This window comes from Streptomyces sp. NPDC091416 (assembly GCF_044756845.1).
Lineage (GTDB): Bacteria > Actinomycetota > Actinomycetes > Streptomycetales > Streptomycetaceae > Streptomyces.
This window is the reverse complement of record NZ_JBIVTU010000008.1, coordinates 475,377-488,528: the sequence shown is the minus strand read 5'-3', so window position 1 is coordinate 488,528 and position 13,152 is coordinate 475,377. Positions and strand designations below refer to the sequence as shown.

Below are 13,152 nucleotides of genomic sequence, written 5' to 3'. Positions count from 1 at the left end.
AAACCGCCCGGCCCGGCCCAGGACGCCCACCCGGCCGCAAGAACGACCAGCCCACTGCCCGCTATGACGTGCACACAGTCGGCAAACCAGGCTCCGCCAAGCGACGAACGAAGAAGTCAACGACTCCACGTCCACGCCGCACAGGTTAAAGATCAAGCTAGCGCCTGTCCGGCCCTGATCCGCCGGACAGGCCCGGATGCGGGCAGCCATCTCTGACGAAGACCGGGCTCGGGCAGTCCCCGAGCGGTTCGTCGCTGCCCGCGTGCGGAGCCGAGCGACCACCTCCCCGTTCCTTCCTGGAGAAGTCATGTGTCGAACCCTGCTCTCGGCCTGCCCGTCGGGCGGAGCCTGTGCTATCTGATCATCGCCGGAGTGGCCTGGGGCACGGCCGGTGCCGCCGCCTCGCTGCTCTTCGCGGCCAGCGACATCGGCCCGCTCGCCCTGTCGTTCTGGCGCTGCGCGGGCGGTCTCGTGCTCCTGCTCGCCGCGCTCGCGCTGCGCCCTGGCCGGGCGGCGGCGCCTGCTGCGCATCGCCGGTACCGGTATCGGCCTCACCGTGTTCCAGACCTCGTACTTCGCCGCCGTCCAGGCCACCGGCCTCGCGGTCGGCACCGTGGTCACGCTCGGTGCGGGCCCCGTCCTCATCGCGGTCGGTGCCCGGCTGACGATGGGGGAGCGGCTCGGCGCCGGCGGACTCGCCGCGGTCGCCGGAGCGCTGTGCGGTCTCGCCGTCCTGGTGCTCGGCGGCGATGCGGGTACGGTGCGGCCCGCCGGGATCGCGCTGGCCCTGCTCTCCGCGGCGGGCTACGCCGCCATCACCCTGCTCACCCGGTGGCTCGGGCGGGACGGCGGTGGCGGCGACGCGCTCGCCACCAGCGCCTGGGCGTTCGGAATCGCCGCGGTCGCGCTGCTGCCGATGGCGGCCGGTGAGGGCCTCGTCCCGCAGACCGGGCACGTGGCGCGGGTGGTGATCCTGCTCGTGTACGTCGCGGCGATCCCGACCGCCCTCGCCTACGCGCTGTACTTCGCGGGCGCCGCGGTGGTGCGGGCCGCCACCGTGTCGGTGATCATGCTGCTCGAACCGGTCAGCGCGGCGGTCATCGCCGTCGTCGTGCTCCACGAGCGGCTCACGCCGGCCACGGTCGCCGGGACACTGCTGCTGCTCACGGCGGTGGTCGGACTGGCCGTCGCCGAGACGCGCGGCGCCGCGAACGCCCGCCGGGAGGCGGCCGTCCCCGCGTGAACCACCGGGCGGCGGGGCGGCGGCGTGATGCCGCACGGCCCCGCCCCCGGCGGCTCCGTCAGAGCGCCTTCAGATACTCCGGGACGGTGATCGAGGGGTCGAGGTCGTCCGCGGGAACCGGCGTGGCGTACCCGGGTGCGAGCGGGACGACGCCGGCCCAGTGGGGGAGTGCGAGATCGCGTGCGCCGTCGTTCGGGCCACCGGTGCGGATCTTGGCGGAGACCTCCCGCAGGTCCAGCCGGATCACGGCGGTGGCCGCCAGCTCCTTCTCGTCGGCGGGCCGGGAGTCCTTGGACCGCCCGGGCACGACCTGCTCCACGATGGCGTCGAGGGCGGTGCGCCGCTCCTCGGGGTCGGCCACCGTGTGCGCGATGCCGTGGACGACCACGGAACGGTAGTTGAGCGAGTGGTGGAAGGCGGAACGGGCCAGCACCAGCCCGTCGACATGCGTCACCGTCAGGCACACGGCGAGTCCCTCGTCGCTCCCGCCCGCCGCCCTCAGCGGGCGGGAGCCGGTCGAGCCGTGTACGTAGAGGACCTCGCCGACCCGGCCGAAGAGCGTGGGAAGCACGACGGGTGCGCCGTCCCGTACGAAGCCGAGGTGGCAGACGTACGCCTCGTCGAGTATCGCGTGGACCTGTTCCCGGTCGTAGGAGGCCCGCTCCCGGGAACGGGTCGGGATCGTGCGTCCGGTCGCGTCGTAAGCGGTCGAGGCGTCCGGGGCCGTGGTCTGCTGGGGTGCGGTCTCCGGCATTGCGTACTCCATTGCACTAGTGCATACTGATTTTTGTGCTAGGAGAGTATCGGATCAGTGGGCGGCGTGCATCGGATATTGCCGCCAGTGTGGAGCGGGCGGTCGGTTCGGGCGAGCTGGCGCCCGGACAGGTGCTGCCTCCCATGAGGGAGTTGGCGAGCCGGCTGGGGGTGAACCCCAATACGGTCGCGGCCGCCTATCGCACCCTGCGGGAGCGCGGTGTGATCGAGACGGCCGGGCGCAGAGGCAGCAGGGTCCGCCCGCGGCCGGCGAGCACCGCACGCGGGTCGGTGCGGGTGGAGGCGCCGCCGGGTGTGCGGGACCTGGGGCAGGGGAACCCCGACCCCGCGCTGCTGCCCGCGCTGGAGGAGGCCTTCGCCTCGGTCACCGAGGCGTACGCGCGGGCGCCGGGGATGTACGCGCAGGTTCCCGTGGATCCGGAGCTCGCCGCCCTGGCGCGCGCGGGGTTCGACGCGGACGGCGTTCCGGCCGGACCGGTGGTCGCCACCTCCGGCTCGCTGGACGCGATCGAAAGAGTGCTGGCCGCGCACCTCAGGCCCGGTGACGCGGTCGCGGTCGAGGACCCCGGCTGGGGCGGCCTGCTGGATCTCGTTCCGGCGCTGGGCATGCGCCCGGTCCCCGTCGCCGTCGACGACGACGGCCCGCTGCCGGACGCCCTCGACGCGGCGCTCGGCGCGGGCGCGCGTGCGGTCGTCATCACCGACCGGGCGCAGAATCCGACCGGAGCGGCGATCGGCGCCGGGCGCGCGGCCGAACTGCGGGCGGTCCTCGCCGGACACCGCGGGGTGCTGCTGATCGAGGACGACCACGGGCACGCCATCGTCGACCTGCCGCTGCACCCCCTGGCCGGTACCACGGACCGCTGGGCGTTCGTCCGGTCCGTCGCCAAGGCGTACGGGCCCGACCTGCGGGTCGCGGTGCTCACCGGGGACGCCGTCACCACCGACCGCGTCTCCGGGCGGCAGCGGCTGGGGCCCGGCTGGGTCAGCCGGCTGCTGCAGCGGGCGGTGGTGCACCTGTGGACCACGGGCGCGGTCGGCCCCCGTGAGGTGGCCCGCTCGTACGCCCGCCGCCGGGACGCACTGGTCCGGGCGCTGGAGGACCGGGGCATCGAGGCGCACGGACGCAGCGGGATGAACGTGTGGGTGCCCGTCAGCGACGAGACGGGAGCCGTGGCGCGGCTGCTGCACGAGGGCTGGGCGGTGGCGCCCGGCGCCCGCTTCCGGATGACGGCGCCCCAGGGGATCAGGCTCACCGTGTCGCCGCTCACCGACGCCGACATCGCACCGCTCGCGGACGCGGTGGCCGCGGCGGCGGAGCCCGCCGCCCCGCTGAGCTACGGATGAGCCAGTGCCGCGCCGGACAAGGTCCGCCCCGTCCGGGCGGACCTCGGCTGACGCGGCACGAGTGCCGCGACGGGCAGACGTTGCCTGCCACGGCACTGGGGGCTGTGCCGTCAGGAACTGCGGGACAGCCCCGGGGGCCGCTTCCGGCGTCGCGGTCCCCGGGCCCGCGCTTCGCCGGCGCGGGGACCGCTGCTGGTCAGCGCCGCACCCGCCAGGACGACGAGGGCGCCGACCGGGGTGTTCCAGCTGAGCTGTTCGCCGAGCACGGCGACCCCGGCGGCGGTGGCGATCACCGGGATGAAGTAGGTGACCATCTGCGCGGTCGTCGGACCGACCTCGGTGACCAGACCGTACTGGAGCAGTACGGCGAGCCCCGTCCCCAGCGCACCCAGGGCGACCACGGCCAGGGTGGGCCACAGCGGGAAGCCGTTCGGCGCCGAGGTGAACAGCGGGGTCACCAGGGCGAGCTGGACCGTGCCGAGGAAGAGCTGGCTGCCGGTGAGGGAGAGGGCGGACGAACCGCTGCCCGCCAGCGTGCGCCGGACGTAGATCCAGCCGACGGGATAGCTCAGTGAGGCCAGCAGCGCCATCGCCGTACCGCTGAAGTCCAGGCCCGAGAAGCCCTGCCACGCGCCCAGCACGGTCAGCACGCCGAGAAAGCCGAGCCCGAGCCCGGCGACGCGGCGGCGGGTCGGGCGGTCCTCGGACAGGGCCACGAGGGACAGCGCCATGCCCCACAACGGTGAGGTCGCGTTGCAGATGCCGGCCAGGGTCGACGGGATGGTCAGTTCCGCGTAGGCGAACAGGGAGAACGGCAGGGCGTTGAGGAGGAAGGCGGCAACGGCCAGGTGGCCCCAGGTGCGGGCGGAGCGCGGCAGTCGCTCCCGCTTCACCGCCATGGCCACGGCCAGGACCGCGGTCCCCGACAGGAGCCGTCCGAGCGTGACCTGGAACGGCGCGTAGCCATGGGTCCCGACCTTGATCAGGAGGAAGCTGAAGCCCCAGATGAGCGAGAGTGCGGCGAAGCGCAGCCGCCAGTCCAGGGCGGGGCGGCCCGGAGGGCCCGCCGGATCGGCGAGAGGGGACGCCGGTGAGGTCTGCGTGGTTCCCGGGGTCCCCGGCGCGGGCGGTGCGCTCATGAGGTCAACGATGACGAAAGCAATCTCGTAGCACAAGTGAGACTTTGTGCGAGTGTCCGCGTAGCATTGCTTACATGTTGAACCTGGAGCGGCTGCGCACCCTGGACGCCCTGGCCCGGCTCGGTTCGGTGAGCGGTGCCGCCGAGGGGCTGCACGTCACCACGTCCGCCGTCTCGCAGCAGATGGCCAAACTGGAGCGGGAGGTGGGCCAGCAACTGCTGGCCAGGAACGGACGGGGGATCCGGCTCACCGACGCGGGACAGCTGCTCGCCGACCACGCGGCCCGGATCCTCTCGCAGGTCGAGCTCGCCCAGTCCGACATCGAGGCCCAGCGGGGCGAGGTGGTGGGCGAGATCCGGCTGGGCGCCTTCCCCACCGCCGCGCGCGGACTCTTCCCGTCGACGCTCCTCGCCCTGCGCGCCGGCCATCCCGAACTGCGGGTCCGCACGCTGGAGCTGGAACCCGAGGACGGGATCCGTGCCGTGCTCAGGGGCGACATCGATCTCGCCGTGGTGCTGGACTGGAGCAACAAGCGGCTGCCGGTACCGGGCGGTCTCGCCCGCGAGCAACTGCTCGACGACGCACCGGACATCGCCATGCCGGCCGGCCATCCGCTCGCGGAGCGCGACCAGGTCGACCTGGAGGAATTCGCCGATGACGACTGGGTGTCGTGGCCGGAGGGTGAATTCTGCTACGACTGGCTGATGTTCACCCTCCGCTCCAAGGGGATCGAACCGCGCATCGCCCACCTCGCCGGCGAACACCACACCCAACTCGCCCTGATCGCTGCGGGAATGGGTGTCTGTGTGGCGCCCCGGCTGGGCCGCGGGCCGGTGCCCGACGGGGTACGGCTGGTTCCGGTGCGGCAGAAGATGCGACGGCATGTCCACGCGGTGTGGCGGGCGGACGCGGACCGGCGCCCGTCGATCAGGGCGGCGGTCGCGGCGCTCCGGGAGGCGGGGCGGGACCTGGACGATCCGTTGGGGACCGCCTGAGGTCCCGCGCTCACGGATTGGCCAGCTTGCTGAAGTCCCAGGAGGTGACGGCATCGGGCGTGAGCCTTATCCAGGCGTGCCGCCCGTCGTGCGGCATCGTCTCCATGCCGAAGTTCTTCGCCGCGAACAGCCGCTCGGGAACCGCGAGTTCCGGGCACGGCTCGCCGGTGCGGGGTGCCTCGCCGACGAAGACCGCCTCGCCCGAGAGCTCGATGCCGCGCAGCTCCCCGTACTCGGCTCCGTCGTCGACGACCACCGAGAGCCTCGGGTCGTGGCGCAGCTGGGACCACCGCAGGCTCCGGGTGATGGAGTAGAGCCAGAGCGAGGTGCCGTCCCAGCAGAACCAGAGCGCGCCGACGTGCGGCCGGCCGTCCGCGCCGACCGTGGCGACCCGGCAGGTGCGCTGCTCGGCGAGGTAGGCGTCGCGCTCCTCGTCCGTCATCATGATCCGGCGGCCCCGCCGCTGAGTGACGGCCATGGGAAGCCCCCTCCTGTTAGCTGACTACGTGTCAGGAATCATGGGGCCTCTTCCCTCATCGCGCAATGGAGGTTAGCCTCGCGCGCCCGTTCCGTCGTCGAGAGGGGCAGCCGTGCCGAGCAGGGAACAGCTAGTCGAACAGACCGGTCCCGCGACCACCGTGCTGCTGACGGTGGAGTGCCAGCAGGGTGTGGTGGGCCCCGGCAGCGCACTGCCCGAACTGGCCAAGGAGGCCAGGTCGTCCGGGGCCCTGCACAACGTCGCCCGGCTGGTCTCCGCCGCCCATGAGGCGGGCGTCCAGGTCCTGCACGCGGTGGCCGAACGCCGGCCGGACGGCCGGGGCGCCAACAGCAACGCCCGCCTCTTCAGGGCCGCGGGCCGGCTTCCCGTACAGCAGCACTCCGGCAGCACGGCGGTACGGATCGCCGAGCCGATCGAGGTGGCGGAGGCGGACCTCGTCGTCCGCCGGCTGCACGGGCTGTCGCCGATCGCGGGCACCGACGTGGACGCGCTGCTCCGCAACCTGGGCTGCCGGACCCTGGTCGTCACCGGTGTATCGGCGAACGTCGCCATACCCAACGCGGTCTTCGACGCGGTGAACCTCGGCTACACCGCGGTGGTGCCGTCCGATGCCATCGCGGGGGTGCCCGCCGACTACACCCCCGCGCTGATCCGCAACACCCTCGCCCTGGTCGCCACCGTGACCACGACCGACGACCTCCTCGGCTGCTGGCTGAGCGGACGGACCGGGGAGAGGAAATGAGGAGGCGGCAGGGCGCCTGGGCTAGGACGCCAGGCTGATGGAGTCGCCCTCGACCGTGATCTCCGTGGCGGGCAGCGGCGTGGTGGCGGGACCCGCCTTGACGTCGCCCGTCGCCACGTCGAACTTGCTGCCGTGGCAAGGGCAGTTGATGGTGCCGTCGGAAACCGTCGACACGGTGCATCCGGCGTGCGTGCACTTCGAGGAGAACGCCTTGAACTCACCGGACGTGGGCTGTGTGACCACGACCCCCTCGTCCTTGAAGATCGTGCCGCCGCCCTCCGGGATGTCGGTGGTCTTCGCGAGAACGGCACCCCCGCTGGCGGCCCCGCTGCCGTTGGTCTGCTTGACGGCATCGGAACCGGACGACTCCTTCGAGCTGCCGCACGCGGTCAGTACGGCGGCCACCGAGACGGCACCGGCCGCTGTGACGACGGTCCGGCGCCCGATACGGGCCTCGTGGTCCTGCGATGCGCTCATACGGGCGCTCCCTCTCTGCGGTGTTCATGGATCCGACGCTTCGTCCAGGTGTACGGGCGGCCGGTGATCCGTGTTCAAAGTCCCAGGGACTTCCTCAGGAAGTCCCGCTCCAGCAGCAACAGGCTGCTCGCGGTCTGATCCCGGCCGACCAGGTGGCCGGCGCCCGACAGCGGCAGAACCGTGTGCGGCCTGCCCGCCGCGAGGAGCGCTGCGGAGAGCCGCAGCGTGTGCGCCACGGCCACATTGTCATCGGCAAGACCGTGCACGAGCATGAGCGGCCGGGTCAGTGTCCCCGCCTCGTCCAGGAGCGAATTGCGCGTGTAGTTCTCCGGCAGCACGTCCGGATGTCCCAGGAAGCGTTCCTCCCAATGGGTGTCGTAGAGCCGCCGGTCGGCGGGGGCCGCGCCCGCCACCGCCGCGTGGAAGACCTCCGGGTGCCGCAGGACGGCCGCCGCCGCCAGGTACCCGCTGAAGGACCAGCCGCGCATCGCCACCCGGGTCAGGTCGAGGTCCGGGTGCCGGGCGGCCGCCGCGTGCAAGGCGTCGATCTGGTCCTCCAGGACGGCGGTGAGGCGGTCGCCGTGCACCGACTTCTCCCACGCCTCACCACGTCCCGGAGTGCCCCGTCCGTCGGTGACCAGCACCGCGAACCCCTGCTCGGCGAACCACTGGGCGACCGCCACCCACCAGGCCCGCACCTCCAGGACGACCTGCATGCCGTGTCCGGCGTAGGGGCTGAGCAGCACCGGCAGCGGGCCGTCGCCCGGCCGGTGCCAGGAGGGCAGGTAGAGCCTGCTGCGCAGGTCCCGCCCGCCCAGCCTCAGTGCCAGCGGCCTCGGGGTGACGAGGGGTTCCTCGGCCAGGACCGCGAGGGAGCCGGTCGGTACGCCGGCGCGCAGCACCGTCACCGTATGGCCGTCCGGCGTCCTGCTGTCCAGGACCACGGTGGGACCTCCGACGGCCGCCGTGTGCACGCCGGGTGCGCGGCTGACCCGTACGAAACCGTCACCGGGATCACCGGCGGCGTACGACCAGACGTGGATCTCGGTCGGCTCCTCGCCCGCGGTGAAGAACACCCGCCCGTTCGCCGTGCCGATCACCTCGCGGACCTCCAGGCCGGGCGGCGTCGTGGCGCCGCCGATGTCCAGCCCCTGGGTGTCGCCGCCCGGCCGCGCGGGAACCACGAGCGCTCCGGAGGCCGGACGCAGCGGTGTGCCCGGGCGCAGGGCGACCCAGGCGGGGTCGTGCGTCCGGTGCACGGTGCGGGTGGCGCCCGACGTCTCCGCCACTTCCAGGACGTGCACCGACCGCTGGTCCCGTGTCTGTACGGTGACGAGCGGCCCGTGTCCGTCCCAGCCCGCTGCCACGACGTACTCGAACGACCGGTCCGTCCACACGTCTTCGGGGTGTCCCTCGCCCGCCTCCGCGGGCAGGCGGACCTCGGTCCGCTCCCCGGACACGCGCATCAGGTGCAGCGACACCTCGGCGTTCGCCGTGCCCGCGGCCGGATAGGCCCGTGCGCGGGGCGGTCGTTCGGGGTTCGCGGGATCGGCGATGTAGCGCTTGCGCACCCTCGTCGTGTCCACCCGGGCGACCAGGAGAGCATCGCCGCGAGGAGACCACCAGTAGCCGCGCGCACGCCCGATCGACTCCTGTGAGACGTAGTCGGACAGCCCGTACGTCACGTGCTCGCCCTCCGGCCCGGCCAGCGGGCGGTCGCCGGTTCCGTCCGCCCGTACGGTCCGCAGCGCGCCCCGGGACACGTACGCGATCAGCGAGCCGTCGGGCGAGGGGCGCGGATCGACGACCGGTCCGGGCGTCGTGATGCGGAGCGGGACGCCGTCCTCGGTACGCAGCACCCACAGGACGCCCTGGAGCGCGAAGGCCACCAGCCGCGCGGAGCCGTCGGTGGCGTAGGACACCACCCCCGAGGAGGTCTCGCGGTCCCTCTCCCGCCGGTCCCGTTCCTCGGGCGGTGCCTCGCCCGGGGCCTCGTCCGCGAAGCCGGGCCCCAGAGGATCGGCCAGGAGCCGCTCCGCACCGTCCTCGTACAGCCAGAGCCTGCTCACCGGGTCGGTGCCCGAGGTGCCCCGGAGGAACAGCACGCGTTCGCCGTCGGGGGAGACGGTGAACTGCCGGGGCACGCCGAGCGAGAAGCGCCGGGTGCGGGCGAACTGGAGCGGGAAGCGTTCGGCAGCGGTGGCGGTAGCGGTGGCGGGCGGGGGCGCGGGCGTGCCGGTGGTCGTGCGGAAGGAGGGATGCATGGCGACACCATGACAGGTGGAGATCCGCTCGATGCCTCCCGGTCCGTCCGCACATGGTGCCGGGCTCCGCTCCGTCCGGGCCGGAGACCTGCGCATTCCGGCCCCGACGCGACGGAGCCCCGCATCGCACACGGCAGGCGCGTGCGAGGCGGGGCTCGGTGACCCGGTGATGAGGGGTCAGTGTGTCGGGGCTGCGGCGGACTTCGCCGCTGCGGCGCTCTCCTCCGCGAGCCGCTCCATGCCGCTCTGCGTCTTGAGCGGCTTCTCCTTGATGAACAGCACGGCGACCAGCGCGAGGAGCGCGAACGGGGCGCCGATCAGGAAGACGTCGGCGGTCGCGACTCCGTACGCGTGCTCGACGACCTGTCGGGCCGGTTCCGGGAGCGTGCTGAGGTCGGGAACGCTGTGTCCGGCACCGCCGTTGTCCGCGGCCCCGCCGAAGCCCTTCTCCATCTCCTGCGCCACCCGGTGGCCCAGTACCGCGCCGAGCGCACTCGTACCGATCGCGCCGCCGAGGCTGCGGAAGAACGAGAGCACGGAGGTGGCCGCGCCGAGTTCCGAAGCGGGCACGTCGTTCTGGGCGGCCAGCACCAGGTTCTGCATCAGCATGCCGACGCCCACGCCGAGCACGACCATGTAGAGGCTGAGGATGCCGAACGAGGAGTCGGCGCCGATCGTGGACAGCAGGCCCATGCCCGCCGTCATGATGATGCCGCCCGCGATCAGGAAGCCCTTCCACTTGCCCCGGGCGGAGATGATCTGCCCGGCGACGGTCGTGGAGACCATCAGACCGAGGATCATCGGAAGGCTCATCAGGCCCGCGACGGTGGGCGTCTTGCCGAGCGAGATCTGGAAGTACTGCGAGAGGAACACCGTGCCGCCGAACATGGCGACGCCGACGAGGAGGCTCGCGACCGTCGTCAGCGCCACGGTGCGGTTGCGGAAGATGGTCAGCGGGATGATCGGCTCCTGGACCCTGGACTCGACCAGGACCGCGGTGGCCAGCAGGACCACTCCGCCGGTGACGAGCGCGGCGGTCTGCCACGAGGCCCAGTCGAACCGGTTGCCCGCGAGGGTCACCCACAGCAGCAGGGCGCTGACGCCGCTCATGATGAGCACGGCGCCGAGATAGTCGATCTTCACTTCCCGGCGGACCGTGGGAAGTTTCAGGGTCAGCTGGAGCAGCACGATGGCCAGCAGCGCGAACGGCACCCCGATGAAGAAGCACCAGCGCCAGCCCAGCCAGGAGGTGTCCACGAGCACGCCCCCGATGAGCGGTCCCGCGACCGTGCCGACGGCGAACACGGCGCCGAAGATGCCGGAGTAGCGGCCGAGTTCACGCGGCGGGATGATCGCGGCCATCACGACCTGGGCGAGCGCGGTGAGACCGCCCGCGCCGATGCCCTGCACGACGCGGCTCACGATGAGCAGACCGACGCTGTGCGAGAAGCCGGCGACGAGCGAACCGACGACGAACATCGACAGCGAGAGCTGGATGAGCAGCTTCTTGTCGTAGAGGTCGGACAGCTTGCCCCAGATCGGGACGGTCGCCGTCATGGCGAGGAGTTCGGCCGTGACGACCCAGGTGTAGGCGGACTGGCTGCCGTTCAGGTCGGAGATGATCCTGGGCAGGGCGTTGGAGACCACGGTGGAGGCCAGGATGGCCACGAACATGCCCGCCATCAGGCCGGACATGGCCTGGAGTATCTGGCGGCGCGTCATGCCGGGCGCGGCCCCCTCGGGCGCACCGGCGGTACCGGCTTCGGGTGTGACGGCAGCGGTCATCGGCTGACGTTCCTCATTCTCTGGTGACTGGTTCTGTGCTGACTGGTTCTGTGGAGCGTGAAGCGGTGCCGGCCCTCAGGTCCTGAGGCCGGTCGCCAGCGAGGCGAACGCCTCGCGGTACAGGCTCTGGAACGTACGGGTGCGGCCGGAGGCCACCCACACCTCGACGGCGGCGCGCACGGCGGCGATGGCCACATGCGCGAGCAGGCGGGGCTGGAGATCGGTCTCGGGGTCCTGGCCCAGGCGCTCGGCCAGGACGGCGACCAGGGCGCGTTCGTCGGCGCCCCGGGCCGCCAGGAATCCCGGCAGCAGCGAGGGACTCGTCCTGAGCACCGCCATCTGGAGAGCCCAGCGTTCGTGGTCCTCCTCGACCTGGGCGAGTTCCTGGGCCAGTGCCTCGCTGAGGGCTTCGAGCGCCGTGAGGTGCTCCGGCGCGTTCAGCACGGCCCGGCGGGTCCGTTCGGCGTTCTCGTGCCCGGGGCGGGTGATCGCGTCCTCCAGGCACGGGAAGTAGTTGAAGAACGTACGCACGGAGACGCCGACCGCGTCGGTGACCGCTTCCACGGTCACGTGCTCGATCCCGCGGTCCGCGGCCATGCGCAGTGCCATGTCGGCAAGGGCGTCGCGTGTCGCGCGCTTCTTGCGTTCGCGCAGCCCGAGGGATGCGTGGTCGTCGGCACTCATGAAGGTGCATGCTATGCAATTTTGCGCCCTGGGCAAAATTCTTTTCCGTGCCCGGTCCGGGGGCGGTGGAGCGGCCTCCGGGGCGGATGCGGGTGAAAAGAGGCGGTGCGCATCTCTTCACTGGGCTCGGGGGGCGCTGTTACATTCCGGAAAACAAGAATTCATTTCAGTCTGTGGCTGGAGGCACCCATGACGGCTGTCCACGACGCTCCCCATGTGCAGGCACCGGTACGTCGCGAGCTGCCACCGTCGATGGTCGAGCGCATGACGCTGATCATGGACGTCTTCGAGGGCAGGGCGGCCCGGCTCTCGCTGGAGGAAGTGGCCCGCTCCACGCGGTTGCCCAGGTCGACGGCGCACCGGATTCTCGACCAGCTGGTACGGCTGCGCTGGCTCGAGCACACCGCTCTCGGCTACGGACTCGGCCGCCGCGCCCTCGGCCTCGGCGGCGGGGACGGCGCGCACGGCAGGATCCGGGAGGCCGCGGCCGCCCGGCTGCACGACCTGCAGATCAGGACCGGCCTGGTGGTCCACCTGGCCGTCCTGGACGGAGCGGAGGTCCACTACCTCGACAAGGTGGGCGGCCGCTTCGCCGCTGCCGTGCCCTCCCGCGTGGGCGGTCGGGCCCCCGCCCACTCGACCGCGCTCGGCAAGGCCATGCTGGCCTGGCTCGAACCGGAGGACGTCGAGGCCAGGGCCGCCGAGTCCATCGGCCGCCTCACGCACCGCACCATCGCCGACCTCGGCACCCTGCACCAGGAACTCAACCGCATCCGGCGCCGCCACGGCCTCGCCTTCGAGCGGGGCGAGTGCTTCCCGGACATCGCCTGCGTCGCCGCCGCCGTGCGGGGGCCCGAGGGTCCGGTCGCCGCGATCTCGCTGGTGGGGGACGCCTGGTCCCCGCTGGAGAAGGTGGCACCCCTGGTCGTGGACGCGGCGCGGCAGGTGTCACGCGAGCTGTTCCCCCAGGCCGAGGCGCCGGTCAGGGCGGCGCGCCGGGCCGCCGCCGTGCCGGAGGAGACGTGGTCCCCGCAGGCCATGGACCGCCTGCTTGCCGCGGGACAGTACGGCGACTGGCAGTAGACCGTAGGCCGCGGACGAGGGCTTCGTATACGGCCCGTGCCGCCGTGGGCCTGCCCACTCGGGTCCAGCGGTTCGCTGCCCGGCGGGCGACTGCGCGTGATCCGGGCCCCGTTGTGCGAG

Annotated in this window: 11 protein-coding genes and 1 pseudogene; 5 read left to right on the top strand and 7 right to left on the bottom strand. The window is 72.4% G+C overall.

Going from position 1 to position 13,152, the window contains the following annotated elements:
• Positions 1 to 309: 309 nt before the first annotated feature.
• Positions 310 to 1,243 (top strand): annotated as a pseudogene (locus tag ACIQMX_RS25525) (DMT family transporter).
• 58 nt (positions 1,244 to 1,301) lie between these two features.
• Here the strand turns inward: ACIQMX_RS25525 and ACIQMX_RS25520 are convergent.
• Positions 1,302 to 1,997 carry a pyridoxamine 5'-phosphate oxidase family protein gene (locus ACIQMX_RS25520; protein WP_402481433.1) on the bottom strand — a complete coding sequence of 232 codons (696 nt, stop codon included), beginning with the start codon at positions 1,995 to 1,997 and terminating at the stop codon, positions 1,302 to 1,304.
• A gap of 35 nt (positions 1,998 to 2,032) precedes the next feature.
• Between ACIQMX_RS25520 and ACIQMX_RS25515 the strand changes: the two genes are divergently transcribed.
• Positions 2,033 to 3,364: an aminotransferase class I/II-fold pyridoxal phosphate-dependent enzyme gene (locus tag ACIQMX_RS25515; RefSeq protein ID WP_402481399.1), complete on the top strand. Its 1,332-nt coding sequence runs from the start codon at positions 2,033 to 2,035 to the stop codon at positions 3,362 to 3,364.
• A gap of 110 nt (positions 3,365 to 3,474) precedes the next feature.
• On the opposite strand, the gene ACIQMX_RS25510 is transcribed toward ACIQMX_RS25515, so the two are convergent.
• Complete coding sequence (locus tag ACIQMX_RS25510; RefSeq protein ID WP_402481396.1) at positions 3,475 to 4,503, bottom strand: DMT family transporter; 1,029 nt, start codon at positions 4,501 to 4,503, stop codon at positions 3,475 to 3,477.
• Between the two features lie 74 nt (positions 4,504 to 4,577).
• On the opposite strand from ACIQMX_RS25510, the gene ACIQMX_RS25505 reads away from it, so the two are divergent.
• Positions 4,578 to 5,498, top strand: a complete 921-nt coding sequence (locus ACIQMX_RS25505; RefSeq protein ID WP_402481394.1) for a LysR family transcriptional regulator — start codon at positions 4,578 to 4,580, stop codon at positions 5,496 to 5,498.
• Between the two features lie 10 nt (positions 5,499 to 5,508).
• Here ACIQMX_RS25505 and ACIQMX_RS25500 read toward each other — a convergent pair whose 3' ends face one another.
• Positions 5,509 to 5,976, bottom strand: coding sequence for a pyridoxamine 5'-phosphate oxidase family protein (locus ACIQMX_RS25500; protein WP_402481392.1), 468 nt, complete (start codon positions 5,974 to 5,976; stop codon positions 5,509 to 5,511).
• 112 nt (positions 5,977 to 6,088) lie between these two features.
• On the opposite strand from ACIQMX_RS25500, the gene ACIQMX_RS25495 reads away from it, so the two are divergent.
• On the top strand, positions 6,089 to 6,739 hold the full coding sequence (locus ACIQMX_RS25495; RefSeq protein WP_363078592.1) for a cysteine hydrolase: 651 nt from the start codon (positions 6,089 to 6,091) through the stop codon (positions 6,737 to 6,739).
• A 21-nt stretch (positions 6,740 to 6,760) separates the two neighbouring features.
• On the opposite strand, the gene ACIQMX_RS25490 is transcribed toward ACIQMX_RS25495, so the two are convergent.
• The 4 genes from ACIQMX_RS25490 to ACIQMX_RS25475 all read right to left on the bottom strand — a co-directional run bounded on the left by ACIQMX_RS25490 (position 6,761) and on the right by ACIQMX_RS25475 (position 11,949).
• Positions 6,761 to 7,216, bottom strand: a complete 456-nt coding sequence (locus ACIQMX_RS25490; protein ID WP_402481389.1) for a Rieske (2Fe-2S) protein — start codon at positions 7,214 to 7,216, stop codon at positions 6,761 to 6,763.
• A gap of 74 nt (positions 7,217 to 7,290) precedes the next feature.
• Entirely contained in the window at positions 7,291 to 9,480 is a 2,190-nt protein-coding gene (locus ACIQMX_RS25485; RefSeq protein WP_402481386.1) for a prolyl oligopeptidase family serine peptidase, read from the bottom strand.
• Positions 9,481 to 9,657: 177 nt separating this feature from the next.
• Positions 9,658 to 11,265 carry an MDR family MFS transporter gene (locus ACIQMX_RS25480; protein ID WP_363070607.1) on the bottom strand — a complete coding sequence of 536 codons (1,608 nt, stop codon included), beginning with the start codon at positions 11,263 to 11,265 and terminating at the stop codon, positions 9,658 to 9,660.
• A gap of 75 nt (positions 11,266 to 11,340) precedes the next feature.
• Positions 11,341 to 11,949, bottom strand: a complete 609-nt coding sequence (locus ACIQMX_RS25475) for a TetR family transcriptional regulator (protein ID WP_363070609.1) — start codon at positions 11,947 to 11,949, stop codon at positions 11,341 to 11,343.
• Between the two features lie 252 nt (positions 11,950 to 12,201).
• On the opposite strand from ACIQMX_RS25475, the gene ACIQMX_RS25470 reads away from it, so the two are divergent.
• A complete protein-coding gene (locus ACIQMX_RS25470) occupies positions 12,202 to 13,032 on the top strand; it encodes an IclR family transcriptional regulator (protein WP_363070916.1) in 831 nt (276 codons plus the stop codon).
• The last annotated feature ends 120 nt before the right edge of the window (positions 13,033 to 13,152 follow it).